Source organism: Deinococcus puniceus (assembly GCF_001644565.1).
Classification (GTDB): Bacteria; Deinococcota; Deinococci; order Deinococcales; family Deinococcaceae; genus Deinococcus; species Deinococcus puniceus.
The window spans coordinates 2,140,245-2,167,171 of the sequence record NZ_CP011387.1; the positions used below are offsets into that span (position 1 = coordinate 2,140,245).

Sequence of the window (26,927 nt, forward strand, 5' to 3'; positions counted from 1 at the left end):
CTCAAAGGTCAGGCCACTGCCCAGCCAGAGTCGAAACGGTAGACCGCGTAGACCAAACGGGATTCAAATTCACCGCTCTCAGCACACAGAAACACGTCTTGGCCTGTGGCCTCGGTCAGAATCTTCAGCAAGCGGGTCAGGCGGGCAAAAGCAGCCTCGTCGGGCACGTCCAGCGGGTGCAGGGTGGCCTCCATTGGGTCTAGGCCAAAGTTGAGGAAAAAGACGACTTGCAAGGCACCTTGACTGCCCGGACAAGGCGTATCGGCGTGAAACTCGGCTATCGGGTCATCTTCCCCACCCGTTGCCAAGAGTTCTATCCCGGCCAGATCGGGCAGCGGGGCGGGTTCGCCACCGATCAGGAAAGCGCAGGGGAAGGCCCGGTCTTGCGCGTGCATGGCGCGGAGCCACGCGGGGGCGTCCATGCCAAAGCTCCAGAGATTGAGGAGGGAGCCGTCCCAGTCGAATGCATCGGCCAAGTCTGCCCGCTTCATGGCCGCACCCGCTCTGCCCCCGAATACACCGTCAGGCGGTCTGCCCGCGCCCAGCCGCACAAAGTAAGCCCGAAGGTGGAGGCAGTTTCGGCGGCGAGGCTGGTGGCCGCGCCCACCGTGACCACCACCGCCACGCCGCCCATCACTGCCTTTTGCACGATCTCGAATCCGGCGCGGCTGCTGACCACCAGAATGCTGTCTGATACGGACTTGCTCTGATTCCCGAACATCCGTAAAGGCACCGGATGTTCAGCAAACGCCGCCAGCCCGTCCTTTTTGCCACTCGCTCCGCTCGGATGATTCTCGCGAATCATCGCAATTTGATATGAGAGCGGCAATAATCCCCGTTCCAGCGCCCAGCCGATCACCTTGTCGGTGGCGTTGTGGCGGCCTATGTCCTCGTAGGCGCAGAGGCACGCCCCATCCGGCCCGAACAGGCCCGCCGCGTGTAGCCCGCCCGACGCCGCGAATCCCGGCTGAAGCGTCTGCAAGCGCCCCGGCAATCCGGCCAGAAACGCGGCGCTGAGCGGGCCACCCGTCCAAACGGGTAGGGCCGCCCGCACCGCCAGCCGCTCTATGCTGCCCGTGCCACACACGCCGCACGCGCTGGACGACACGCCCAACCGCGCCCCCGCCGCCAACCGCTCATGCTCGGGCGTGTGCAGCCCCATCACGTTCGGATTTTCGGGGTCAGGTTCCAACTGTGGCGTCCCCAGCCACAGCCCTTCTGCCAGCAGCCAGCCGCGCACCAGTTCGGCGTCGGCTCCGGGCGTTCTCATCAGAATACCCAGCGTGACCGGGCCAGACGGCGTGTGCAGGCGCACTTCCAGCGGCTCCTCTACGGCTAAAGTCTCCGACTTCTCCCCTGCCCCACTGCCGGAATAGACCGTCGCAGGCCAGTCTGTCAGGGCGGGGCCAGACATCAGCCTTACTCCTCCCCGGCTTCCCGCAAGGCGCGGCCCGCACCCTTCAGCACGCCGAACACTGCGCCCAGTGCCAGTTGCACATCGCGGTCACGCAGCAGGCTCAGCAGTTCGGGCAGGCCGATGCCCCGGTTTCGGGCATTGAATTCAGCGACGTATTTGGCCCCCTCGGTCACGCCCGCGCTCACGGCCTGCCCCAGCACACGCACCTCATCCGGGTTCAGCGCGGAGGCGGTTTTGCCCAGTTCCACCACGTTCTTAATCAGCGTGGTGCTGCTCTCGCCCGCCAGCAGGTGCAGGGCGGAGGCGCTGAGGCCCTCGCCGCCGCGCACCAGCCTCACAAGCACATCTAAAACGCCGTGTTCATGCAGTTCGCGCAGCAGGCGCAGGCTTTCGGCCAACGCTTCGGCAGAGTCGGATACAGAGGCGTCGAGGTGTTCTTGGGGGGTGGGGGGCTGGGGGGTGAATTCTAGGGCTTTGGCCATGTGGGGACTCCGGGTGTGTGGGCGGGATGGTGGAAGGTGAACCCCCCCGTTGCTTTGCAACGCCCCCCCTCAAGGGGAGGACTCAAAGCTGTTGCGCTCCCCTTGAGGGGGGGCTGGCTGCGGAGCAGACTGGGGGTTTTTGGCGGAAACGTCGGCGTGTGAACCCCCCCGTTGCTCGCGCAACGCCCCCCCTTAGAGGTGGGGACAAGGGCTTTCAATCATCCCCGCCCAGCCGGTCAGACCGTGCGTTCAGGCTGTCTCCCAGCATGGGCAACAGGCCGCCGGGAAACACATAATCAGGCCGCGCCCACTTGCGCTCCACCTCTACCCCGGTTTGCGGCGTGGGATGGCCGTAGCGGGAATTACCCTTCGGCAGCGGGTTCGGGCCACCTTCCGGTAGGACTTCCAGCCTGACCGCCGTGTCTTTGTAGGCGGGCGTATTGGTCACCGTGTCCCTGTTGTTGCCCGTCAGGCGGTTCACAGCGTCTTCGGCGTGGCGGGCGTTCATGGGCACATACACCTCATGCCCGCTGACCCGCCCGGTGATGTGGGCCTGCACTTTCACCGCGCCGTTGGGACTGATCAGACGCACCCATTGGCCGTTCGTGATCTGGCGTTCAGCGGCCAGTTCGGGGCTGATTTCCACGAAGGTATCGGGCACGCTGGCCGCCAGCCCCGCCACACGGAAGGTCATGTTGCCCTCGTGGAAATGTTCCAACATGCGCCCGGAGTTCAGGTGCAGGTCAAACTCGGCATCAGGCGTGTGCTGGCGCGGCTGATACTGCGCCGGATAGAGGCGGGCCTTGCCGTCCGGGAAGTTGAAGCGGTCAACGTAGAGCAGCGGCGTATCGGTGCCGTCCTCGGCCACAGGCCAGCACAGCGAGTCGAAGCCTTGCAGACGGTCATAGCTGACGCCCGCCATGATGGGCGTCACGCGGGCAATTTCGGCCATGATTTCGGCGGGGTGCGTGTAGCCCCAGCTCTGGCCCATACGCTCCGCCACCGCCGTATAAATCTGCCAGTCGGGGCGCGTGCCCTTCAGCGGCGGCATAGCCTCATACAACCGTTGCACACGGCGTTCGGTGCTGGTAAACGTCCCTTCTTTTTCCAGCGCAGAGGCGGCGGGCAGCACCACATCGGCATAGCGGGCGGTATGGGTGAAGTAGAGGTCTTGCACCACCATAAATTCCAGCGCCTCATAGCCTTTCTCCAAATGGTTGGCGTTGGCGTCGGTGAGGCTCATTTCTTCACCCGTCAGCCACAGGGCCTTGAGGTTGCCCGCTATGGCGGCGTCAATCATCTGGGTGTTGTCCAGCCCGCGCTCTGGGCGCAGGGTTACGCCCCATTCGCGCTCGTGGGTCTGCACGGTTAGGGGGTCAGCAACCTTCTGGTAGCCGCTGACCTGATCGGGCATGGCCCCCATGTCGGACGCGCCCTGCACGTTGTTGTGCCCACGCAACGGATAAGCGCCTGTGCCGGTGCGTCCGTAATTGCCCGTAATGAGGAGCAGGTTGCTGATGGCGGTACTCGTCTCGCTGCCGCCGCACTGCTGCGTCACGCCCATGGCCCAGAGGATGCACACGCCACCCTTGGTTTTATCCTGCCCTGCCGCCACGATTTGCCGTGCCAGAGCCTCAATCTCTGCCGCCGCGAGTCCGGTTTCCGCCTCGGCGTAGGCCAGCGTAAAGGCGTCCACGCTGGCGCGGAATTCTTCCAGACCGTTCACGCGGGTCTGCAAGAAGGCGTCGTCGGCCCAACCGTTATCCAGAATCAGGCGCGAGAGGGCAGACAGCCACACGAAATCGGTGCCGGGGCGGGGGCGCAAGAACGTGTCGGCACGGCGGGCAAGTTCGTGTTCACGAATATCCACCACCACCAGTTGCGTGCGCCCCAGCTTATGCGCCCGTTTCACACGGGTTGCCAGCACTGGATGACTTTCGGCGGTGTTGCTGCCCACCGTGATCACCAGTCGGGCGTTCTCTATGTCATGGATAGTGCCGCTGTCGCCGCCGTAGCCCACCGTGCGCATCAGGCCTTGCGTGGCGGGCGACTGGCAGTAGCGCGAGCAGTTGTCCACATTGTTGGTGCCGATCACCTGCCGCGCAAACTTTTGCACCAAGTAAGCTTCTTCGTTGGTGGCCTTGCTGGACGCGATAAACGCCAAAGCATCCGGCCCATGCTGCCCTTTAATTTCGCCCAAACGCCACGCGATCAGGTCAAGGGCTTCGTCCCAGCTTGCTTCGCGGAACCGTCCGTTTTCCCGGATCAGCGGCGTGGTCAGGCGATCCCCGCTGTTCACGTACTCCCAGCCGAATTTACCTTTCACACACGTCGAAATGCCGTTGGCTGGCCCCGGCCCCGGCTCCACTTTCAGAATGTGGCGATCTTTCGTCCAAATCTCGAAGGAGCAGCCCACGCCGCAGTAGGTACACACAGTTTTGGTCTTCTGGATGGATGCCGAGCGCGTTTCCGCCTCCACATCCGACACGTTCATGATCAGTTGTAGGCCGCTGGAATGCTCCACCCCCTTAACCAGATCGATGGCCGCCTCGAACACGGGTTTGGGCAGCGCCGTCAGCAGGCCCGCCTCGCCCAGCATGGACTTTTCCATCAGCGCGTTGCAGGGGCACACCGTGATGCAGTGCCCGCAACTGACGCAACTGGACTCGCCAATCGGTTTGCCGCCGTCCCACTGCACGCGGGGTTGCTCGGCTTCCCAGTTGATGCTCAGGGTTTCATTGACCTGCACGTTCTGGCAGGCCTCCACGCAGCGCCCACACAGGATGCACTGATCGGGGTCATAGCGGTAAAAGGCGTTGGAATGATCCTGCGCCAACCCTTTGGGCTGAAAAGGCCGCGTGGGATGGTCTACGCCCAGCAGCGAGAGCGTGTTGTGTACCGTGCAGTTGCCGTTGTTGTTGTCGCAGACGGTGCAGTACAGGTCATGGTTGGACACGATCCGGTCATAGGCGTCGCGCTGGGCAAGGCGGGCGGCCTGCGTCTGGGTGCGAACGGTCAGGCCCGCCGTGACGGGGGTTCCGCAGGCGCGGCCCACAACCCCGTTGATTTCCACGGCGCAGGTGTCGCAGGTCTGGATCGGCCCCAGTTGCGGGTGATAGCAGACCTGCGCCAGTTCGATCTGGGCGCGGTTGATGACGTCGATCAGGGGTTCTCCGGTGCGTCCCACGAAGGCCACGCCGTCTATTTGCACGGCCACTTCTGGCCCGGTATTGACCCGCAGTGGCCCCCGCACGCTTCGCCCTAGGTTCTGTTCCGTCACGTTGCCTCCACCCTGCACGAATAAGAACGAGTATAGGCGGGGTCAGTTCAAAATCTAAGCCGTAGAGCTTGCGCATTCTGTGGTGCGCCGCAGGCCCGCAATGCATTGATGACCGACTTCTGAACGCTTCCCCACCCTCTCCCCCCTTGCAGCGGGCGTAGGCTGACCTCCATGACTGCCGTTCCGCCGCCTCCGCCCAAGCTGGGGCCAGATGCCCGCCGAGTCGCCACCACTGGCCTCGTACTGGGTGTGTTTCTGGCTGCCCTCGAAGCCAGCGTAGTGGCCTCGGCCATGCCCAGCGTGATTGCCGATCTGGGCGGCGAACGCTGGTATGCCCTGCCCTTTGCCGTGTTTTTGCTGACCAGCACGGTGTCCAGTCCACTGTGGGGCCGCGCCTCGGATGTGTTGGGGCGGCGGCGACTGTATCTGATCGGGGTGGTGGTGTTCCTGCTGGGCAGCGCCCTGTGCGGCATGGCAAACAGCATGGGCTGGCTGATCGCGGCGCGGGCCTTGCAGGGCCTCGGCGCGGGGGCGGTGTTGCCCCTGACGCTCACGATTATTGGCGAAACCTACGCGCTGACCGAACGCGGGCGCGTGCAAGCCTTCATCAGCGGTGTGTGGGGCGTGTCGGGGCTGGCGGGGCCGCTGCTGGGCGGCTGGCTCACCGATAGCCTGTCTTGGCGCTGGACATTTTTTGTGAGTCTGCCGTTCGGAATGCTGGCCCTGTACATCGCGTGGCGGCACTTGAAAGAAACGGGCACGCCCCGGCCCGCCAAACTGGACTGGCTGGGCGCGGGCCTGTTTACGCTGGGCAGCGGCCTGACGGTCTGGGGGCTAGAAAGCCGCCTGTGGCTGATGGTGGGCGCGGGCCTGCTGATTCTGGTGGCGGCCATCCTGCTGGAACGCCGCCACCCTGCCCCGCTGCTACCGATGCGGGCGCTGAAAGAACGGCTGCCGCGTATCGCTTTTGCAGGCAACTTCTTGGGCGGGGCGGCGTATTTTGGCGTCATCGCCTACCTGCCGCTGTACGCGCAGGGCGTCACGGGGGGCGGGGCCACCGCTGCCGGAGCCATCCTCACGCCCATGCTGGTGGGCTGGACACTGACCGCCATCGTGGCCGCCCGCCTGCTGAACCGCATTCCGCTGGCCCGCATGACCCAGACTGGATTTGCCGTGCTGGTTGTGATGTTCGCCGCCCTGATCTTCGCCGTTCACGCGCCGCTGTGGGTCACGTCGGCGCTGGGCTTCGCGGTAGGCATGGGCATGGGCTTTGCCATGCTGAGCCTGCTGCTGGCCGCGCAGGAAGGCGCTCAGAAGGGAGAATTGGGCGCAGTGACCAGCGGCGTGCTGTTTGCCCGGCAGATGGGCGGTGCGCTGGGCGTGGCGGTCATGGCCCTCCTCATCGGGCCAGCGGCGATTGCGGCGGGCGGCTTCGAGTTGGCCGAGGGACTGCGCCGCGCCTACGAATTGGCGTTGGGACTGGTGCTGCTGGGCCTGATCCTGAGTTTGATGCTGCGGGTACGGTTGTCGGGTGGGGGGCAAGCGGTGGGGCAAAAGGGGTGACGATGGGGGTAGTCGCCGCACATGAGGCAACACGATTTGCCTCACCCATTTACCCTACTGAGCATGAAACGAATAGCCCTTCTATGTGCCGCTTTTATCGGCACTGCCGCCGCCGAACGCGTTCCCAATACACAGGTCTACTACTTTAGAGAATTTGACAGCATGACCGACGCCAATAAAAGCACCGTTGCCGTGGCTGAGATCAACGACACAGAGGCAAATACATTCTTCTCATTCCTTTGCCGGAATGGTCAGCCCGATGTTTACTTGCAGACCAAAAATGACTTGCTCACTACCAGTGATTACGACGCTGATCGTTACCCCAATCTGATGTACCGCGTGGACAGCCAGCAAGCAAAGACTTTGCCATCCGACGGAGCCACAGACAATGGCAAAATTGACCTGACGACGATGGCCTTTGACACTGCTCGCGATCAAATCCTAGTCGCCGCCTTCAAGAATGCCCAGTCCAAAGTGACGGTTCGGATTCTCCGCAACTCGGCCAGCGCACTGGACTACACTTTTTACGTCAAGGGTTTCAAGCAGGCCATGACCGCCGTCAATAACTGCAAATAACGTTCACCTCTTCCAATTGCCCCGCTTCGGCGGGGTTTTGCTGTCTTGCCTCTTGCCCCCCAACACCCCCTTTTCCACGCCCCTGTGCGGTACAATAGGGCCAGTTGAGGGAGCATCTGCCGTTACGCCTATAGCATAATGTGATAGACTCGTTCCATTCCCGGCAGGGTTTGCCGGGCTTCTCATCCCCCCGGTTGGCGGTCAACATTTTCCGCCAACCCGCCTGACGCCCTGCGGCGCAGATTGGAGCCTCATGACCGGAATTCTTCCCGTTGACATCACCACCGAAGTCAAAACCAATTTCATCAATTACGCCATGAACGTGATCGTAGACCGGGCGCTGCCAGACGTGCGCGACGGCCTGAAGCCGGTGCAGCGGCGAATCATGTACGCCATGCTGCAAGAAGGGCTGATGTCGAACACCAAGCACGCCAAGTCGGCCAGCGTGGTGGGCGAGGTCATGAAACGGTATCACCCTCACGGCGACTCCAGCATTTATGACGCGATGGTGCGCCTCGGCCAGTGGTGGAACATGCGCTACCCGATGGTTGACCCTCAAGGCAATTTCGGGTCTATGGACGGCGATATGGCCGCCGCCATGCGCTACACCGAAGCCCGCATGACCAAGGTGGCCGAAGAACTGCTGGCCGATCTGGAGAAAGAAACCGTAGACACCAAGCCCAACTACGACGAGACCACCACCGAACCCACTGTGCTGCCCTCTGCCATTCCCAACCTGCTGGTCAACGGCGCGTCGGGCATCGCCGTGGGCATGGCGACCAACATTCCGCCGCACAACCTGACCGAGATTTGCAACGGCCTGCTGGCACTGATCGACAACCCCCAGATCACGCTGGACGAGATGATGGAACACGTCAAGGGGCCGGATTTCCCCACGGGCGGGCGCATCAGCTTGCAGGGCATCCGTGAAGCCTTCGCCACGGGGCACTCTGGTCTGAAGGTGCGCGGCAAGGCCCGCATCGACGAGAAGAATGGGCGCTCGCAGATCATCATTTCCGAGATTCCTTACCAGCTCAACAAAACCAACCTGCTGCAAACCATCAGCGCGATGTACAAAGCCGGGAAAATCCCCGACATCAGCGCCCTGCGCGACGAGTCGGATCGCAAGGAACCCGTCCGCATCGTGATCGAGCTGAAGCGCGGCGCGATTCCCACGCTCGTGCTGAATCAGCTCTACAAGTACACGCAGCTTCAAAGCACGTTTACGGTCATCAACCTCAGCATCGTGAACGGCGAGCCGCGCGTGCTGCCCCTGATCGACACCATGCGCTACTTCCTTGTTCACCGCCGCGACGTGGTGACGCGCCGCACGGCCTACGAGCTGAAGAAGGCCGAGGAACGCGCCCACGTGCTGGAAGGGCTGATCAAGGCGCTGGATCATATTGACGAAGTGATTGCCTTGATCCGCGCCAGCAACACCGGAGCCGAGGCCCGCGACGCGCTGATGGCCCGCTTTGGCCTGACCGAAGTGCAGTCTCAGTCCATCCTCGATATGCGCCTGCAACGCCTCGTGGGGCTGGAGCGCGAGAAGCTGACCAACGAATTCAACGAACTGCAAGTCACGATTGCCCGCCTGCGTTCCATCTTGGGCGACGAGAAACTGCTGTGGCGCGAGATCAAGAAGGAGCTGCGCGACATCCGTGACCGCTACGGCGACGAGCGGCGCAGCACCATCGTGCTGTTGGAAGAAGACATCAACCGCGAAGACCTGATCGCCGTGGAAGACATGGTGATCACCATGACCCGCGCCGGATACCTCAAGCGCACCAACATGGACGCTTACCGCGCTCAGGCGCGTGGTGGACGCGGTTCCAGCGGCGGCAAGCTGCGCGACGAGGACATCAACACCCGCGTCTTCGTGGGCAGCACGCACGATTACCTGCTGTTCTTCACCGATCAGGGCCGCGTCTTCCACGAGAAGATTTACGACCTGCCGGAAGCGGGCCGCGACGCCAAGGGCACGCACATTCGCAACCTCTTGCCTTCCCTGCGCGAAACCGAAAACATCGCCAGCGTGCTGAGCGTCAAGGGCTTCGAGGAAGAGGGCAGCTTCGTGTTCGCCACCCGCAAGGGCATCGTCAAGAAGACCCAGATCACCGATTACGGCAACATCACGTCGGCGGGCCTGATCGCCATCAACCTGCAACCCGGCGATGAACTGATCGGCGTGGGCATCGTGTGCGAGAGCGACCATATTGTGCTGGCCAGCCGCGAAGGGCAAGCCATGCGCTTCGACGCCGCCGAGGTGCGCGACACGGGCCGCGCCACACAGGGCGTGATCGGGATGCGCCTGCGCGACGACGATGTGGTGGTCAGCATGGCTCTCGTGCCCGGTGGCGACGAAACCAGCGAACTCCTCAGCATCAGCGAATTCGGCCTCGGCAAGCGCACCCCGGCGGGCGACTACCCCAGCAAAGGGCGCGGCGGCCTCGGCGTGATTACGCTGGACGTGACCGAGCGCACCGGCAAACTGGTGACGCTGGCCCGCGTGGCAGGCGACGAAGAACTGATGGTGCTGACCGAAAAAGGCACCGTGATTCGCACCCGCGTGGAAGAAGTGAGAACCACAGGCCGCAACGCGCAGGGCGTGAAAGTCATCAACATCGGTGACAAAGACCGCGTGATCAGCGCCTTCCCGGTGCGGAAGGAAGACGAGCTGTAAGCCCTCTCCCCAAACGCCGCGCCCGGCCCCAGCGGTCAGGCGCGGCGTTTTGTGATGGTCGGGTGGCAGTCTGCTTAAGCCTTGCTCAACCCTAGTGACAATCCGGTCAGTCGTCATCTGCTTATCTCTTGTCAAGGAGGTCAGATGAATCAACTGCACCTTAAGCGCCCTGTGAGTTTCTGCTCTGCACAGAATATGAGTTGGCAAGCGTGCTATACGCCTCTTTCTTCCGCACCACTTCTGACCGAACTTCGTAAGCTAAATGCTGATTAAAGAAACAAAAGTGTTTACAAAAATGTGATTCTAGGTTACACTGTGATCAACGTTGGGAAGGCTGCACAAGCCCTCGCCCCAGCGTCCTTCCTACCCCGAATCCACCGCCTGGAGGCGACGCACATGACACAGACCAGCCATAAGACCAATACCAACAGCCGCACCTTCGTGGACACCGTGACCTACCGCCCCGGAGCCGTCATCCTGTACCCCGGCAAGAGCGACATGCTGTACCGCGTCGCCAGCGGCCTGATCCGCGTGCACACCATGGACGACGACGGCAACGGCCTGACCCTGCGTTACGTGAAGCCCGGTGAGTACTTTGGCGAAGAAGCCCTCGCAGGCGTGAACCGCGCTTACTTTGCCGAAGCCGTGACCGACAGCAGCGTAGACGTGATCAACCCCGCCCTGATGAGCGCCGAAGACAACCTCGTGGTGACGACTCACCTTGTCCGGACGCTGGAGCGCGCCTACGAAAGCATCTACCGCCTTGTCGGCAAGAGGTTGCGTGCCCGCATCGCCGGAGAACTGCTGGAGCTGAAGGACACCGCCCTCGCCACGCAGCTCGATAGCGGTGAGACCATGATCTACGCCACGCACGACGAACTGGCCGCCGCAGTGGGCAGCGTGCGCGAAACCGTGACCAAAGTGGTGGGCGAACTCAGCCGCGAAGGCGTGATCAGCGCAGGCTACGGCAAGATCACCCTGCGCAACGAGAAGCAACTGCAAGAAATCGCCGCCGCGTAAGCGTAAAACCGACTCTTCCGAAACCGCTCTGGCCTAGGCTGGGGCGGTTTTTTGCGTGTGCCTGCTCATCCCTCTATCCTTCCCCTATGCCCGACCACCCCACCGCCCTCACCCCGGCCCACTTGCGGGCGCTGGCCCTCCGCACACTGGGGCCGCAGCCCTCCATTCAGGCCGCGCTGGACAGCATGAAATTCGTGCAGGCCGACCCGATCCGGGTTCCGGCGCGTGCCCAAGACCTGACGCTGATGGCGCGAGTGGCAGGTTACCGGGCAGGCGACTTAGAGCAGCACTACGCCGTGCTGGACGCCGAAGAAGACATGTTGCCCAATTACGGCTTCGTGCCCCGGCAAGTGCAGGCGTGGCTGCATCCGCGTGAAGTGGCCCCCACCCGCATAGAGCGCGAACATCCGGCCCTGCTGAACAGCGTGCGGGCGCTGCTACAGGAGCGGGGCGAACTTCACCCCAAAGAAGCGACGGCGGCGCTGGGTGTGGGCCGGGTAGAAAACGCATGGGGCGGGCAATCGAGCGGCACCACGCGGGCGCTCGATGCGCTGCACTACCGGGGAGAAGCGCGGGTGCTGCGGCGGGTGTCGGGCGTGCGGGTGTACGGCCCCGCACCACACTTGGCCGCCCTGCGTGACCAGCCCCTACCAGATGCCGAGCGCGTGCAGCATGTGGTTTCCTTGTTGGCCCACCTGTACGGCCCACTGCCCGAAGCCAGTTTGGGCTACCTCGTCGGCCTCAGCGGATTTGGGTTGCCGCACCTGAAAACGACTTTGCGGGCGGCCTTCAAACGGGCGGTGAAAGAGACTCTGATGGGCGCGAAAGTGGACGGCCTGCGCTATGTGTGGCCCGCCGAATGGGAGCTTGAGCAGCCCTCTGCCCCGTCCGGCCTGCGGATCGTGGGGCCGTTCGACCCGCTGGTGTGGGATCGCCGCCGCTTGGAACATCTGCACGGCTGGGCCTACCGTCTAGAGGCCTACACGCCGCCTGCCAAACGCCAATTCGGATACTACGCGCTGCCCGTATTTTGGGCCGAACGCGCTGTGGGCTGGGCCAATTTGCGGGTAGAAGCAGGAGAACTCAAGTCCGACGTGACGTGGCTGCCGGGCGTGCGGGACACGGCGGCCCTCCGCAAGGGTTTAGCAGGTGAATTAACGCGTTACCGGGCATTTCTGGGCCTATACCAGTCCTAAATCTTCTAGACTGCCCAACATGACCAACAGCCTTCAACCTCAATCTCGGTGGCAAGCGGCGGCTGAACTCGCGGGGCGCGGCATTCTGTACGGGCTGGGCGCGGCGGCGGTGGGCGCGGGCCTCGGCTATGCGCTGGGGCGGGGGCTGCCCGGGGCGCTGGCAGGCCTGAACTGGGCAGGCATCGTGCTGTGTCTGCTGGCGGGCCTGATGATCAAAGGTTCGTTCGACACATCGGCGGCAGAAGCGGCGGGCCGAGGCCGATTGGGACAGGGCACCAGGCGGGCCGAATTGCCGTTCGCACCCATGCTGCTGGCGCTGGTGGCAGGCGGCGTCTGCTTTGTGCTGGCGTGGCTCTTCAACAATCTGGCCTGAGGACAACCTCCGCAGGCGTCGTTCGCCGTGCATAGACCCTTAGACCCTAGACCTTTAGACACATCACCCTGCCTGCCACGCCGCCGCCGCCCGTTCCAGCGCCTCTCCCACGCCACTTTCCCGGTCTGTGGTGCGGACCGCCTGCCGCGCGGTAGACAGCAAATTCAGGGCCAAGCCCGCCCGTTCCTCATGGGCAAACTGCTGGGTCGAGAGCGTCAGCCCATGCCGCGCGAGTTCGGCTAGGTAGGTGGCCCGCAAACTGGGGCCGAGGCGCAGGCGTTCGGCGGCGTTCAGGCGCAGGGCCAGCAGGTGAGCGAAATCCACGCCCAGCGGCGCGGTCTGCGTCTGGCCGTAGTCGATCAGAATGGGCGGCCCGCCTCCCTCCGGCCACAGCACCTGCCCGGAATGAATATCGCCGTGCGCGAGGGTGACGCCGGATGTGGCAGCCAACAGTTCCGGCAACTGGCGGGCCGCGTCCTGCACGGCAGCGCCGGAGAACCGGGCTATTTCTTGTGCTTGCCGAACCGCCCGCGCTGGATTCCACGTCCATTCCGCTTGGGCAGTAGGAGCAGTCACTTCGGGCCGATTCCACCAAAAAGCGTGATGCAGCGCCAGCAAGCGCACGATGTCCAGCAATGCCCCTTCCCGCGCCTCGTCGGAGGCAAAGGCTCCCCAGCCCAGCGTGGAATCGGTCAGGTCAGCGGTGATCAGGTGGGCGCGGTGGGTGGCCGAGTCTTGGGCGGCGTGCAGGAGCGGCGCGTGTGGCACGGGCGACAGCGGCGCGAGGTCACGCAGGTAGGCGATTTCGCGGGCAAGGCGGTGGTAGGGGCGGGGCTGTTGGGCCGCAGCGGGCAAGTATTTGAGGAACAACGGCCCATGTGCCGAGGCATAGCGGGCAAATCCGGCCCCTTCTCCCGTCCATGCTTCTAGGCAGCGCAGCGCACCGGGAAAAGCGGCCCGCACACCCGGCGGCAAGCGCGGGACAACGGCGGGAGCCTCTAGATTTTGGGCCTCTCGCCAACGGTTCAGCCAATCCAACAAACTCAGGCCAGCAGCGAGAACAGGCCTACCACGCCGCCGAGGGCCACCACGCCCGCCAGCACCACGCCGAGGCAGCCGAACATCCCGCGCCGACGCCCGGTGTGGCGGGCATGTCCCCGGTGACCGTAGCCCACGCGGTGGCCGCTGGAATGGCTGTGCCCCCCCAGCAGGCCCCCCCGCTTGCCACTGCTGCGACTGAACGAAAACGATCCGGCAGAAAATCCACTCATGCCAGAACATACGGGAGGGCCGCGCCAAGAGTTCCCGGTTTGACCGGGTTCAACGTTTCAGCGGGCCACCCGGTACACACCGCACTCATGACACTCAGGGGCGTATGATGACCCGACTATGAGTGACCGCAAGTATTTTGGAACAGACGGCGTGCGTGCTGTGGCGGGCGAATTTCCGCTGACGGCCGCTTGGGTGATGGCGCTGGGAGCCGCCGCCGGAGAAGTATTGCAACGGGCGGGCGGCGGCAAAGCCAGCGTCGTCATTGGCAAAGACACGCGCCAGAGCGGAGATATGCTGGAAGCCGCGCTCGCCGCGGGCCTGACCAGCCGGGGCGTCACGGTGATTCATGTAGGGGTGCTGCCCACACCGGGCGTCAGTTACCTCACGCGCTACCTGAAGGCCGATGCAGGCGTGGTCATCAGCGCCAGCCACAATCCTTACGAAGACAACGGCATCAAGTTCTTCGGGCGCGACGGCCAAAAGCTGAGCGACGCCACCGAACACGAAATTGAAGCCGCGATTGATGATGTGGCCTCATTTGCACCAGTCACGGGCATTGCGCTGGGCAGCGTGACCAACTACACCGAAGCCGAGCGCCTGTATGTCAATTATCTGAAGTCTCACGCGCCAGACTTGACAGGACTGCGGGTGGCGATGGACTGCGCGAACGGGGCGGCGTTTCGGGTTGGCCCGAAGGTGTTTCAGGCTGCGGGGGCCGACGTGTTTGCCGTGTACACCACGCCCGATGGCCGCAACATCAACCGCGAGTGCGGCAGCACGCACATGGCCCACCTTCAACAGATTGTGCGCGAAGGCAACTACGACTTGGGCGTGGCCTTCGACGGTGACGCTGACCGCGCCCTGATGATCGATTCTCGCGGCAACGTGGTTCACGGCGACCATATGCTGCTGCTGAACGCCCGCGCACGCGGCGACAAGGCGGTGGTGGCGACCATCATGACCAACATGGCGCTGGAAGTGAAACTGGGCGAGGCAGGCATTCCGCTGGAGCGCACCGCTGTGGGTGACCGCTATGTGCACGAGCGGTTGCACGGGCAACACCTGACGCTGGGCGGCGAACAGAGCGGGCACGTGCTGTTTTTGGATGTGTCGCCCACAGGAGACGGCGTGCTGACCGCCCTGCTGACGCTGGCGAGCATGCGGAAGCTGAACACCACGCTGGACGCCCTGCACGACGAATTGGTGATGTTTCCTCAGACGCTGGTGAATGTGCGCGTGAAAGACAAGAAGGCGCTGGCCGCCGACGCACACGTGCTGGCCGCCGTAGCAGTCGCCGAAACCCGCCTGAATGGGCGTGGCCGCGTGAATCTGCGCCCCAGCGGCACCGAAAACCTGATCCGCGTGATGGTGGAAGGGCCGGATGAAACCGAGATTCATGAAGTGGCGCGGATTCTGGCGGCGGTGGTGGAGGAGCGGGGGAACGCGGCAGCGGGGGCGTAAACCGTAACAACAAGAACGTGGATCGTGGATGGTGGAAAAAGCCAAACCACGATCCACGTTCTCCGTTCCGCCTCTGCTCTTACAGCTTCCGAAACCCTATTTAAGGGGTACGGAAAGCGGCACAGCGGCCCCCATATGAGAGAATGCCCCCATGACCACCCCCACCGACGATGCCCCGAACGGAGGGCAGTCCACAGCAAATCCCAATACCTTGGTGCTGATCGACGGGCATGCACTGGCGTTCCGGTCTTATTTTGCGGTGCCGCCCCTTAGCAACAGCAAAGGTGAATCCACCAATGCCATCGTCGGCTTTCTGAAAATGACGCTGAGGCTGGCGCGGCAGGCCAACAACCAGATGATCATCGTGTTCGATCCACCCGTGAAGACCTTCCGGCACGAGCAGTTCGAGGGGTACAAGTCGGGCCGCGCCGCCACGCCCACCGACTTACCGGGCCAGATCAACCGGATTCGCGCCATCGTGGACGCCATCGGGTTTCCGCGCTTAGAGGAACCGGGGTACGAGGCCGACGACGTGATCGCCTCTATTACGCGCATGGCCGAGGGCCGGGGCTTTCAGGTGCGGATCGTGACCAGTGACCGCGACGCCTACCAACTGCTGGACGAGAGCGTGCGCGTGATTTCCAACGATTTTTCCCTGATCGGGCCTGCCGAAGTGCTGGAAAAATACGGCGTGACGGTGCGGCAGTGGGTGGATTACCGCGCCTTGACTGGAGACGCCAGCGACAATATTCCGGGCGCGAAGGGCATCGGGCCGAAGACCGCCGCCAAACTCCTTCAGGAATACGGCACGCTGGACGCCGTGATGGCCGCCGCCAAAGCGGGCACGCTGGAGCCGAAGGGCACGCGGGAAAAGCTGATCGCCTCGGAAGCAGATGTCGCGTTTAGCCACCAGTTGTCGTGCATGGTCACCGACCTGCCGCTGGACTTGGAACTGGGTGTGGGACGGCTTCCCGGCGACCCGGTGCAACTGGAAGTGCTGCTGGACGAACTGGAACTGCATACCCTCAAGCGCGACATTGCAGCCATGATCGGCGGCACGGGCGGGCCGGGGGCCGAACCGTTTGCGGCCAAAGGTAAAAGTGCGCCCGGCATCTCTTCACAGACGCAAATGCCCCGCGAAGACACTGCCAGCTTTGAGGCCCCCACGTTGGCCGAATGGAAAACGCCCGCCCAGAACGTGACGTGGGGCTATGTACTGTCACGGGAAGATGATCTGACGGCAGAATTGACCGGGGCAGCTACGTTTGACGGCAAGGCGGCGCGGGTGGCTCCACTGATCGAGCCTGTGCGGGACACGGCCAGCGCCGCGCCCGCACCCGGCGGCCTGTTCGACGACGTACCAGACAGCACGGCTCCCACCACACCACTGAACAAAACCCAGCAGAAGGCTGCCGACAAACTGGTGAAGGACGCCGAAAAAGCCGCGCAAAAGCTGGCGGTTCAGTTCCCAGCCACTGTCAGTGAGGCCGAGTTTATCGGGCAGCGCACCGTGACAGCCGCCGGAGCCAAAGCCCTCGCCGCCCATCTGAATGTACGCGGATTGAAGGTGGAACCGGGGGCCGATCCGCTGCTGATGGCGTACCTGCTTGACCCCGCCAACACCGCCATGCCCGCCGTGAGTCAACGTTATCTGGGCACCCTCTGGCCCGCCGAAGCCGCTGGCCGCGCCGCCATTACGCACCGCCTGCTGGAAATCTTGCCATCGAAGCTGGACGAACCCCGCCGCAAGCTGTACGAAGAGATGGAAGTGCCGCTGGCCGCCGTGCTGACGCGCATGGAAGTGCGCGGCGTGCGGCTGGACAGCGCGTATATTCGCGGGCTAGCCGACGCGACTTCTGGCAAAATTGCCCGCTTGGAAGGCGAGATTCACACCCACGCGGGCCGGGTCTTCCCTATTCGCAGCCGGGATCAACTGGAAGCCGTGCTGTACGACGAATTGGGGCTGGCGAGTGGCAAGAAAACCAAGCTGACGGGCAAGCGCACCACCGCCATCAGTGCGCTGGAACCGCTGAGAAACGAACACCCGATTATTCCGGCGCTGCTGGAATACCGCGAGCTGGAAAAACTGCGCGGCACCTACCTGGAGCCGCTACCCAAGCTGGTGAATGCCCGCACAGGCCGCCTGCACACCACTTTTGCCCAAACGGTAGCGGCAACGGGCCGCCTCAGCAGCCTGAATCCCAACTTGCAAAACATTCCCATCCGCTCCGAAACGGGGCGCGAGATTCGCAAGGGCTTTATTGCCGACGACGGCTTTTGCCTGATCAGCGCGGATTATTCGCAAATCGAGCTGCGGCTGTTGGCCCATATTTCGGGCGATAAGCTGATGCAGCAGGCCTTTTTGGAAGGCGCGGACATTCACCGCCGCACCGCCGCGCAGGTGTTGGGGCTGGACGAAACCACTATTACGGCCAACCAACGCCGCGCCGCCAAAACCGTCAATTTTGGCGTGCTGTACGGCATGAGCGCCCACCGCCTCTCTAACGATCTGGGCATTCCTTACGCCGAGGCCGCCGGGTTCATCGACGTGTATTTCAGCACTTATCCGGGTATTCGCCAGTACATCGATACCACGCTTGCCGAGGGCCGCGAGAAGGGCTACGTAGAAACGTTGTATGGCCGCCGCCGCTACGTGCCCGAACTGAACGCGACAAACCGCACCCTGCGCGAAGCCGGGGAACGACTGGCCTACAACATGCCGATTCAGGGCACGGCTGCCGACATTATTAAAGTGGCGATGGTGCAACTAGACGCGCAACTGGAGGCGCTGGGCGCACGGTTGCTGCTGCAAGTTCACGATGAACTGCTGATCGAAGCCCCCGAAGACCGCGCGGACGAAGTGGCCGCCCTCACCCAGCGCGTGATGGAAGGAGCCGCGCAACTGAGCGTACCGCTGGCCGTAGAAGTAGGCGTGGGGCCGAACTGGTACGACACGAAGTAGGGTTTATAAACTTGATGGGCTTAGATCAAGCGAGATTGGCAAGGTCAATCAAGATAAATTGATGCTCAAACTCGGCAACCACAATCATTCCTTCCCAACTCACCAAGCCAAGAGTGACCGCTTGCTGAAATTTTCCTAACGACGTAGACGATGGAAGGGGAGAGGACAGGCGGGAGGTCAGTTCTTCATATCGCTCGAAATCAACGTTTTCAAAGTTTGGCAAAGTCATCGTTGCAAACAAAGTTCTCAATTGTTCCTGAACATTCAGTCCTTCTTGGTCTACCCGTCCAGTGTCCCGTGCTTCATTTTCTAATCTGAGCCGAATGGTTTGGCAATAGAAGTGCAAAGAATCATCAAAATCTTTCCTCGCTCCTGTGAACATCTCAAGTTGCTCTTCTGCGTCAAGGAAAGATTCGGAATACACCCAAAAAAAACACTGCACAGGCCGTGGTTTGCGCCTCGCTTCCTTGTATAAACGCCCTCGATAATTATCCCTTGTCAACTGACCCCACAACTCCTTTCCGCAAAGTACACGAAATTCCACACCCAGCCTTTACACCCTCTTCAGAAGGGGAGCAGTCCTACCGTGTGGCCTGCGCCTATGCGATCTTCTGCCCCCATGACCGATTCCCTGACTTCGACACTGGCGCTCCTGACGGGCGGCGCAGAGCAAATTGACGTACAGACCGCCGTGCCCCGGCTGCTGGCTGCGCAGTCCGCACTGGCCGCCGAAGACCCCGCCCCTGCCAAACTGCTGGCTGCACAGTTGGGCAAGCTGGCCGAGTTGCTGCAAGCGGGCATGGCTACCGAAGCCAATGCTTCCCTTCCGCCTCTAGCCGCGCAGACCGAGCAGTACGCCCACACCCTGCCCGAAGCCCAGCGCCCGCCGCTGATGGCTGTGGCCGAGAAATTGCACTTGGCCGATGGCGGGCTGGACGCCTAAAACATTGGGGAAGAAAGCAGAATTGAGGCGGCGTGGTGAGTGCACCTGCCGCCTTTGATTCACTTTAGACCTTCACAAACTCCTGCACGCCCATCACGAACATGACCGCGCCGCCCACAGGCACCTCCACTGGGTCGCTGACCAAGCCTTCGTTCTGCTCGCCCATTGGGACGCCGGGGGTCACGAGGCGGGTGCGGGCGCGGCAGGTTTGCTGCACATGCCGCTTCAGGTCGGCCAGCCGTTCATCGGTCACGCCGATCATGAGGGTGGTATTGCCTTCGCGCAGGAACCCGCCTGTGCTGGCGAGTTTCGTCACTTCAAAGGCATTTTCGGACAGCACCCGAACCAGCGCAGAGGCGTCTGCGTCTTGAATAACCGCCAGCACGAGCTTCATGAGGCGCAGGATAGCAGAGGGACGGTGAGGGCGGCGTCAGGGGGACGTGGGCTTTAGATATTGCTGCGGGCAAGGGCGTCTAAGGGTATAGGGTTGAGGGATTCCATAACGGTCTTAAGCTCAAGGCCTTGCCCACCTGAACAGCGGACAAGCCGACACCCCCGCCCCAGCACCTTAGACCTTAAACCCCAGTTGCCACGATCGCCCCCAGCAGCGCAATCGGCGCAGTTTCGGCCCGCAGAATACGTGGGCCAAGCGTCACCAAGACTGCGCCGCGCTGCTGCAACTGTGACACTTCGGGGTCAGAGAATCCGCCTTCTGGCCCGGTGAGTACGGTCACTGGGGCCTGCCAGTTCAGGTGTTCGGCCAAGGTTGCGCGGCTGCCGGGATGGGCCAAGAACAGCGTGCCTGACCATGCAAATTCGGCCAAAGGCATCGGCTCCAGTATTTCTGGCGTCACGGCGCGGCGGGATTGCTTGCTGGCTTCTTCGGCCACCCGGCGCAGGCGCAGCAGCTTTTGCGTGCCGATTTCGCGGGCGTCGGCGTGTCGCGTGATGAGCAGTTGAATACGGGCCACGCCCAGTTCGGTGGCGGCGCGGGTCACGTCGCTGAGTTTGTCGCCCTTGAGGAGCGCAATGGCGAGGGTGACGGGCTGCGGCGTTTCGGCGGTGGCCTGTACGCCCGCGCCCAGGGTCAGTACCGCGCCCACCTCGGTCAGTTCGGTCAGGGTGGCTTCGGCCTCGCTACCTTGCCCATCAAACACGCGCAGGCTGTCGCCGGGTGTGAGGCGCAAGACCTGCAAATGCCGTGCCTCACGCACGCCGAGCAAGATAGTGGGCGTGAGGGCGTCTACCCGTACCCGGAGAGGCGTCACCGGGCAGCAGGGGCGCGGGCGGTCAGCAGCACCCATTCGCCGTCTTCGCGCACCTGCACGGCCCCAAAGCCTTCGCGCTCCAGTGCTTCCCGCACCAGTGGCAGCTTGCCCGTCAGGATTCCGGTCAGGATCAAGGGCGCGTCTGCCTGCATGTGGGCTGCGTATTCCCCGGCCAACAGGTCGTGCAATTCGGCGTACAGATTGGCGACCAGCACATCAAAAGGCCGATCTTGCCAGTCTGCGTCACCCAGCCCCAAAGAGCCTTCTTCAAAGCGGCTGCGTCTGGCGGGCACACTGTTGATTTCGGCGTTTTCGCGGGCAATCGGAATGGTGATGGGATCGATGTCCACGCCTACCGCGTGGTCTGCACCCAACAGCGCGGCGGCGATGGCGAGGACGCCGCTGCCTGTGCCCACGTCCAACACGCGTAATCCGGCCAAATCCAGTTCCGAGAGGGCTTCTACGGCCATGCGTGTGGTGGCGTGGTGACCTGTACCGAACGCCATGCCGGGTTCGATGATCAGCGGCACCTGCCCTGCTTCCACCTCCTGCACCAACCACGGCGGCACGATGGTCAGGCGGCCAGCTTTCACAGGGCGCAGTGTGCGGCGAAATTCGGCTTGCCAGTCCTGCTCGGCTTCCTCCTGCCACTCGCCGTCAGCGATATCGGGATGCACGTCGGCTGGGGCGTCAAAGTAAGCGCGGATCAATCCGGCGCGTTCTTCAAGGCCAGTGGCTCCCGCCTCCCACAGCAGGTCGAGGTGGGCTTCACGGGTTTCGAAGGTTCCGGGCAAGTGGTACACCAACATAGGCCAGAGTGTAGCGGCTGCTTTGCTTGGTTGGCCCGCACCGCCGACCGGAAGCCACAGTCTGCCGACTCAAGTTTAATGTCCATGTGCTCATCTATTCTTAAACCCGTTGATGTGACCTGAGCAAGCCCGGTAAAGACACGTTGATGCCCGCTCTTTTGCCTATGACCACTCCCAACATTGCAGCGGTAGGTCAACATCGAATCATTTAACACCAAGCAGCGAAGCGTGCAATCCCCCAAGAGGTGACTTCCTTAACTCTTCTGATTTTCAGCGTTTGGCCTTACACTCGGTTAAAGGCCTGCCGGGACAAGACAAGAATGGAGCAGGCCTAGGTTGGGAGGGCAAATTGAAGGAAAGTCGCCATACACCGCACGCGCCAGCCGGGGCGTCTGCTGTTGTGGCGACTTCAACTTCAGCCCGCGCGACTTCGGCGCACCCAGTCCCGCCCGGTGAGGTCAAGCTGTGCCTGCATCCCGACGGGCAGTTGTCGGTTGAGTCGGCGGCCCCCGACAAGGTGCGGGCGGCGCTGGCCTGGCTGCCCTGTATCCGCGAGCGCCACCTGACGGCGGCCCGGCTGACTGGCCACGCCCGGCTGTCCGGTGCGGCCCCGGCGGGTGTGAGGTGGCCGGGTCAGCACCGCCGCGCGGCCACCGCCGATCTGTGTTTCAGCAGCCCCATTCGGCAGCCATACGGCCAGCACTCGTCCGTTCACGAGCCGTCCGGAGCAGGTGGGCTGGGCAGTGCCGGAGTCTCTGTGAACGCAGCCCCGGACAACGCAGTCTCTGTCAACAAAAACGGCCCCGCAGACAAGCGCCACGCCCGCCCACAGCCCGTGTACCTGACGCTGCGCTGGCCCTCCGCCCGTGCTGCAACACCGCCCCAGACTTCGGCAGCGTCTCCGGTGGCGACTCCTGCCCCTATGCTGGGCTGGCTGGCCCTGCCTTTTGCGGAGGCCTTGGCGGCAGTGGTGGCGTTCTGGCAGGCGCAGGGGATCGGAGCGCAACTCCACCTCAGCGACGGCGTGACCCTACACACGGCGCAGAACGCGGCTTACGAGGCTGCACCCCACGGCTCCGGGGCTCAGCAGTCCTCCGAATTGATCTATGCCCCAGACGGCACGCCGGTAGGCTGTCTGTCGGTGCAGAGACCTTACGCCGCGCCCGGAACACAGCCCGCTGCCTCATCAGCCGCCTCATCAGAGGAGTCAGGAGAGCAGGCACAGGTGGCGGCCCTGCCCGTGCTGACGTTGCTGGCCGCCCAAGCCCGCGCCCACTGTCAGGCCGAGCGGCGGGAGCGGGCCGCCCACCTCGGCAGCGTGCTGCACCGCGACCTGCTGGCCCTCGCCACCCACGACGCTCCCCCCGAGGCCCCCCTGCATTCGGCCATGCGCCTCGTGGGAGCCAGAGGCGCGGCGCTCATCACGGTGCAGCGGCCAGAGCCGGGGGCGACACCCCAGACTCAGCGGCCAGCACAGGCATTTTGCCCGGTACGCTTGGGCACCCTCAGTCCGGCCAACCCAGACCCTGTGATCGGGAGCGCGTTGGTGCGGCGGCTGGCGGCGGGACACGATCCCACACCGTTCGTGCTGGCATTCGGGCGACAGGCGGCGCGTCAGGCCACGCTCGTTGTGCCGCTGCGGGCGGCGGGGCCTCTGGCTGGGGCGTGGGTGTTCCAGTGTCCGTACTGGCCTTCTCACCCCAATCCGGCGGCTTGGGCGGCGCTGCTGGAAGCCGCCCAGCATCCCGCGCACCTGCAGAGCCTGCTGGGCGACCTGCCCGGCTCGGAGTCGGATGGACACCTGAGCGCCCTGAGCCTGCTGCGGAGTCTGGGGGAAACCGACATTCCGTATACGCTGGCCGAACGTGGGCTGACCCACCTGACGGGCCGCACCGGGGCGCAGTCGGGCACCTACCTGACGGTGCAGACCACACGGGGCGCGGAGGGCGGCGCGGCAGACCTGACCTCTATCGTGCAGGTGGGCCAAGAACAACTGACCGTGCCGCAGAGCATGCTGCGCAGCGTCGCCAGCGGCGGCGAACAACTGCTGCTGAGTGCCCCGCACCCGATGTTGCCCCTTCCGCTGACCAGCGCCCTGCTGACGCCCATTTTTTCCTCGGGGCGCACGACCGGCGTACTGGCGCTGCTGGACACGCGGGAGGGAGCCAGCCCTGCCCCCGAAACCCCCGGCTTGCTGGCGCTCCTCGCGCAGCGGGTGGGCAGCGCCGCCGAGCGGTATGTGGCGCTGCGAACCCTAGCCCATACCCGCGAACAGGCCTTCCGGGTGCTGGGCACGGTGCTGGAGTACCGCAGTTACGAAACCAAAGGCCACACAGACCGCGTGACCGAACTGGCCCTGAAACTCGGCCTGTATCTGGATCTGGATTTTACCCAACTGACGCACCTACGCTGGGGCGCGTACCTGCACGACCTCGGCAAAATTGCCATTCCGGACGCGGTGCTGCTGAAAACTGGCCCGCTGACGACGCGGGAGCGCGAGCTGATGCACCAGCACGTCACGATTGGCGAACAGATGCTGAGAGAACAGGAATTCGTGCCGCCCGAAGTGCTGAGCGTGGTGCGCCACCACCACGAGCGCTGGGATGGGCAGGGCTACCCCGACGGCCTGACACAACACGAAATTCCCATGCTGGCGCGGCTGTTTGCCGTGGTTGACGTGTACGACGCCCTGACCAGCGAGCGCCCCTATAAGGAATCGTGGACTCAGCACGACGCCCTGTTCGAGATGCGCCGTATGGCAGGCACGCACCTCGACCCCAACATTCTGGAACAATTTGAAGGTGTGCTGCGGAGTCTGGACGACGGCAATGCCCGTGCAGGTTCGGCGGGAATAGGGCTGTAACACAGAGCTGTAACAAAGACTCAGAACCGCCACGACAGCTTGTGAAGGGGGCGGCAGACCCCCAAAGCGCGAAGTCCGAAGCTAGGACGCGTCTCGCCTTCACGGCTTCTCCGATGCGGTCAGCACTGCCAAACACCGCCCGGAACATTGCGCCTGCTGCGATCAACGGCTCTGGGCTGCACAGGCACGCCCCGCCCACGCCGACCCGTCCGTATACTGCGCCCCATGAAGCTTGCCATCGTCGGCGTCGGCAAATTGGGCCTCGCCCTGCTCGAAGGTGTGACCGCCCAGCGCGTCATCGCCCCATCCGATATCGGCCTGCTCGATGTCAATACGGCCCGTGTTCAGGAGATTGCCGCCCGCACCGGAGCGCGGGTCATCAAGCGGGCCGACCTGGCCCATGCAGGGCGCGTGCTGGTCAGCCTGCAACCCCGTGTGTTCCCCGAAGTGACCGAGTGGCTGGCGCAGGAAAACACCGGCTACATCAGCACAATGGCGGGCGTAAGTACGGCCACGCTGGTGCGGCGACTGGGCACCAAGCGTGTGGTGCGCGTGATGCCCAATCTGGCCGCCACGATTGGCCGCAGCCAGACCGCCATCACGGGGCCGCGTGAAGCTCAGGACGCCGGAGATTTGGCCTTTGCCATGACCCTATTCGGCGCGGTGGGCGACGTGTACGATTTGCCCGAACACCTGTTCAACGCCTTTACGGGCATGAGCGCCAGCGGCCCCGCCTACGCCGCTGTAGTGGCCGAAGCCCTTGCAGACGGCGGCGTCAGAATGGGCCTGCCCCGCCCCCTCGCCAACGAACTGGCCGCCAAATTGTTGGTGGCCGCCGGAGAACTGCTGCAGCAGCGGGCGCATCCCGGCATGCTGAAAGATGAAGTGGCCAGTCCCGGCGGAACAACCATTGCCGGACTGGAAGCGCTGGAAGAGTCGGGCGTGCGCGGCGGCCTGATGAAAGCTGTGATTGCCGCCACCCGCCGCAGCATCGAGCTGGGGCGCGATCAGGAGTAGGGGAGGTGTGGGTTGTGGGAAGGCAGAGAAATCTGGCTCCTACACCTTTCCCGCACCTGCACCCCACCACCCACATCCCGCAGTCAGACCCGTGTGAGGCCGGATGCCCTAGCGTGGGCCGGATGCGTGTCGCCGCCTGCCTGAGTTCTTTGCTGCTGTTGACCTGTGCCCCCGGTGCAGGCGCGGCCCCCCCCAACGGGTACTATCCCCAGAAAGCGGGCCTGCGCTGGACTTATACCAGTGGCGAAACGCAGGAAATCGGCCCGCCCGCCGTGTTTCGGGGCGTGCGTGTGGTTCCGGTGGCCCACCAGTACGGCAGCACCGTGTATACCCAAGACCTGATGGAATACCGCGCTGACGGCAGCGTGTGGCTGCGCGGCGTGAACGCGGGCGGGCGCGTGAACTGGTACACGCCGCCCCTGAACGTGTACCCACCCGGCCCGCTGACGCCTGGGCAAACGTGGAGCAGCAGCAGCGGCACCCCCGGGAGCGCCACACTGAAATCGGTCAGCCGGGTCATGGGCGTAGAGCCGGTGCGAATCGGCACAACGTCCTACAACGCCCTGCTGATCCGCACCGTGCTGACCAGCAGCGGCACACAGAGCACCCAGTTGACCTATTTTGTGCCGACAGTAGGCGTGGTGCGCTACCAGACCGCCGACGGCAGCCAGATCGATCTGGTGAAGTAAAGGCTTCTGCAAGTAGGGCGGCAGCGGCAGCGCTGTTGCTTCATTCTTCATCTTCGGTACGTGAACAGGCGCGGGACGGCTCGCAGCGCATCTTCTGCTTCAGCTCCCGGCCTCAGCGGGTGGGCAGTCCTGTGCCAGTCAGGTAAAACTCAGCTTGCCAGCACACCGCAACGACTTCCGGGCGGGGCCGGAATCAGGGTCAGCGTGGGCAAGTTCTCCGCTCATTAAGATACTGCGTCAGATGAGTTTGCGCTGTGATCTGTTCGCCTGACAAGCGTATGACCCGGCGTATACAGTGAACTCCCGGCAAGACCGTACAACCTACCGCCCCTGCCGGGACACAGGAGAGTGAAAGCCGTGCACATCTACAAGCTTGCTGGCCGAAACGTTGAAGTCACCGACGCGATGCGCGATTACGTCGAGGACAAACTCACGCGACTTGATCGCTACAGCGACCAGATCACCGATGCACGCGTGACACTGACGGTCAGAGAAGTACGGGATTCAGGACGGCGCAACCGCGTTGAAGTGCAGCTGAACGTGCCCAACGGCATCATTCGGGCCGAAGAACACCACGCCGACATGTACGCCGCCATAGACAAGGCCAGCGACGTGCTGGAGCGTCAGCTTCGCAAATTCAAGACCCGTTTCCTGAAGCACCGCACCGAACCCATTCCTGCCCCCGAACCCGGCCTGGCCGAAGCGGATGTGGCCGCAGGCCTGGACGACGTGAGCGAATTCCGGCCCGAAATCGTGCGCCAGAAAAAATTCGACATGCGCCCCATGAGCGCCGAGGACGCGGTGGCTCAGATGGAAGCCCTCGGACACGATTTCTACGTGTTCAAGAACATGACTTCCGACACCTGCAACGTGGTGTACCGCCGCCACGACGGACATTTCGGCCTGATCGAACCCAGCTAAAGTAAGTTGTACTGAGGCGGGGGCCAGAACTCAACATTGTTCTGGCCCCCGCTCCGTAGTGGGTGTAGTCCAGATGATTAAGCTTTGGCCAGCGCGTCAGATGCTGAGAATCAGGCTTCTTCACTGCTGGCC

The 26,927-nt window shown here is 63.4% G+C and carries 23 protein-coding genes; 13 read left to right on the forward strand and 10 right to left on the reverse strand.

Annotated elements, in window-relative coordinates:
* Window positions 1-8: 8 nt before the first annotated feature.
* The 4 genes from SU48_RS09770 to fdhF all read right to left on the reverse strand — a co-directional run bounded on the left by SU48_RS09770 (window position 9) and on the right by fdhF (window position 5,140).
* Window positions 9-491: a hypothetical protein gene (locus SU48_RS09770; protein WP_064015096.1), complete on the reverse strand. Its 483-nt coding sequence runs from the start codon at window positions 489-491 to the stop codon at window positions 9-11.
* Window positions 488-1,414 carry a formate dehydrogenase accessory sulfurtransferase FdhD gene (locus tag SU48_RS09775; RefSeq protein ID WP_064015097.1) on the reverse strand — a complete coding sequence of 309 codons (927 nt, stop codon included), beginning with the start codon at window positions 1,412-1,414 and terminating at the stop codon, window positions 488-490. Before SU48_RS09775 ends, SU48_RS09770 begins: the two co-directional genes overlap by 4 nt.
* Window positions 1,415-1,419: 5 nt before the next feature.
* Window positions 1,420-1,899: a DUF1641 domain-containing protein gene (locus SU48_RS09780; RefSeq protein ID WP_064015098.1), complete on the reverse strand. Its 480-nt coding sequence runs from the start codon at window positions 1,897-1,899 to the stop codon at window positions 1,420-1,422.
* A gap of 214 nt (window positions 1,900-2,113) precedes the next feature.
* Complete coding sequence (gene fdhF / locus SU48_RS09785; RefSeq protein WP_157451232.1) at window positions 2,114-5,140, reverse strand: formate dehydrogenase subunit alpha; 3,027 nt, start codon at window positions 5,138-5,140, stop codon at window positions 2,114-2,116.
* Between the two features lie 210 nt (window positions 5,141-5,350).
* Between fdhF and SU48_RS09790 the strand changes: the two genes are divergently transcribed.
* From SU48_RS09790 to SU48_RS09815, 6 genes are all read left to right on the forward strand, one after another.
* Complete coding sequence (locus SU48_RS09790; protein WP_064015099.1) at window positions 5,351-6,742, forward strand: MDR family MFS transporter; 1,392 nt, start codon at window positions 5,351-5,353, stop codon at window positions 6,740-6,742.
* 63 nt (window positions 6,743-6,805) lie between these two features.
* Window positions 6,806-7,318, forward strand: a complete 513-nt coding sequence (locus SU48_RS09795; RefSeq protein WP_064015100.1) for a hypothetical protein — start codon at window positions 6,806-6,808, stop codon at window positions 7,316-7,318.
* Window positions 7,319-7,571: 253 nt separating this feature from the next.
* Window positions 7,572-10,001: a DNA gyrase subunit A gene (gene gyrA / locus SU48_RS09800; protein ID WP_064015101.1), complete on the forward strand. Its 2,430-nt coding sequence runs from the start codon at window positions 7,572-7,574 to the stop codon at window positions 9,999-10,001.
* A 396-nt stretch (window positions 10,002-10,397) separates the two neighbouring features.
* A complete protein-coding gene (locus SU48_RS09805) occupies window positions 10,398-11,021 on the forward strand; it encodes a helix-turn-helix domain-containing protein (RefSeq protein ID WP_064015102.1) in 624 nt (207 codons plus the stop codon).
* Between the two features lie 86 nt (window positions 11,022-11,107).
* Window positions 11,108-12,217 (forward strand): DNA glycosylase AlkZ-like family protein, encoded by a 1,110-nt coding sequence (locus SU48_RS09810; protein WP_064015103.1) that lies wholly within the window; start codon window positions 11,108-11,110, stop codon window positions 12,215-12,217.
* Between the two features lie 19 nt (window positions 12,218-12,236).
* Window positions 12,237-12,590 (forward strand): hypothetical protein, encoded by a 354-nt coding sequence (locus tag SU48_RS09815; protein ID WP_064015104.1) that lies wholly within the window; start codon window positions 12,237-12,239, stop codon window positions 12,588-12,590.
* Between the two features lie 63 nt (window positions 12,591-12,653).
* Here the strand turns inward: SU48_RS09815 and SU48_RS09820 are convergent, their stop codons facing one another.
* Together SU48_RS09820 and SU48_RS09825 are read right to left on the reverse strand one after the other, a co-directional pair.
* A complete protein-coding gene (locus SU48_RS09820) occupies window positions 12,654-13,628 on the reverse strand; it encodes a phosphotransferase family protein (protein ID WP_064015980.1) in 975 nt (324 codons plus the stop codon).
* Between the two features lie 5 nt (window positions 13,629-13,633).
* Entirely contained in the window at window positions 13,634-13,861 is a 228-nt protein-coding gene (locus tag SU48_RS09825) for a hypothetical protein (RefSeq protein WP_064015105.1), read from the reverse strand.
* Window positions 13,862-13,979: 118 nt separating this feature from the next.
* Between SU48_RS09825 and glmM the strand changes: the two genes are divergently transcribed.
* Complete coding sequence (glmM, locus tag SU48_RS09830; RefSeq protein ID WP_064015106.1) at window positions 13,980-15,323, forward strand: phosphoglucosamine mutase; 1,344 nt, start codon at window positions 13,980-13,982, stop codon at window positions 15,321-15,323.
* A gap of 151 nt (window positions 15,324-15,474) precedes the next feature.
* Complete coding sequence (gene polA / locus SU48_RS09835) at window positions 15,475-18,285, forward strand: DNA polymerase I (RefSeq protein WP_064015107.1); 2,811 nt, start codon at window positions 15,475-15,477, stop codon at window positions 18,283-18,285.
* 25 nt (window positions 18,286-18,310) lie between these two features.
* On the opposite strand, the gene SU48_RS09840 is transcribed toward polA, so the two are convergent.
* Complete coding sequence (locus SU48_RS09840) at window positions 18,311-18,829, reverse strand: hypothetical protein (protein ID WP_157451142.1); 519 nt, start codon at window positions 18,827-18,829, stop codon at window positions 18,311-18,313.
* Between the two features lie 75 nt (window positions 18,830-18,904).
* On the opposite strand from SU48_RS09840, the gene SU48_RS09845 reads away from it, so the two are divergent.
* On the forward strand, window positions 18,905-19,228 hold the full coding sequence (locus tag SU48_RS09845) for a hypothetical protein (protein WP_064015109.1): 324 nt from the start codon (window positions 18,905-18,907) through the stop codon (window positions 19,226-19,228).
* Window positions 19,229-19,292: 64 nt separating this feature from the next.
* Here SU48_RS09845 and SU48_RS09850 read toward each other — a convergent pair whose 3' ends face one another.
* The 3 genes from SU48_RS09850 to SU48_RS09860 form a co-directional block, all read right to left on the reverse strand.
* Complete coding sequence (locus SU48_RS09850) at window positions 19,293-19,622, reverse strand: cyclic-di-AMP receptor (RefSeq protein ID WP_019010649.1); 330 nt, start codon at window positions 19,620-19,622, stop codon at window positions 19,293-19,295.
* Window positions 19,623-19,803: 181 nt separating this feature from the next.
* Window positions 19,804-20,532, reverse strand: a complete 729-nt coding sequence (locus tag SU48_RS09855) for a 16S rRNA (uracil(1498)-N(3))-methyltransferase (RefSeq protein ID WP_064015110.1) — start codon at window positions 20,530-20,532, stop codon at window positions 19,804-19,806.
* Window positions 20,493-21,305 carry a 50S ribosomal protein L11 methyltransferase gene (locus SU48_RS09860; RefSeq protein WP_064015111.1) on the reverse strand — a complete coding sequence of 271 codons (813 nt, stop codon included), beginning with the start codon at window positions 21,303-21,305 and terminating at the stop codon, window positions 20,493-20,495. Before SU48_RS09860 ends, SU48_RS09855 begins: the two co-directional genes overlap by 40 nt.
* A 400-nt stretch (window positions 21,306-21,705) precedes the next feature.
* On the opposite strand from SU48_RS09860, the gene SU48_RS14380 reads away from it, so the two are divergent.
* The 4 genes from SU48_RS14380 (at window position 21,706) to hpf (ending at window position 26,795) form a co-directional block, all read left to right on the forward strand.
* A complete protein-coding gene (locus SU48_RS14380) occupies window positions 21,706-24,168 on the forward strand; it encodes an HD-GYP domain-containing protein (protein WP_157451143.1) in 2,463 nt (820 codons plus the stop codon).
* A gap of 225 nt (window positions 24,169-24,393) precedes the next feature.
* Window positions 24,394-25,185 carry a pyrroline-5-carboxylate reductase gene (gene proC / locus SU48_RS09870; protein WP_064015113.1) on the forward strand — a complete coding sequence of 264 codons (792 nt, stop codon included), beginning with the start codon at window positions 24,394-24,396 and terminating at the stop codon, window positions 25,183-25,185.
* A gap of 122 nt (window positions 25,186-25,307) precedes the next feature.
* Complete coding sequence (locus SU48_RS09875) at window positions 25,308-25,874, forward strand: hypothetical protein (RefSeq protein ID WP_064015114.1); 567 nt, start codon at window positions 25,308-25,310, stop codon at window positions 25,872-25,874.
* A 357-nt stretch (window positions 25,875-26,231) separates the two neighbouring features.
* Entirely contained in the window at window positions 26,232-26,795 is a 564-nt protein-coding gene (hpf, locus tag SU48_RS09880; protein WP_064015981.1) for a ribosome hibernation-promoting factor, HPF/YfiA family, read from the forward strand.
* Window positions 26,796-26,927 lie beyond the last annotated feature (132 nt).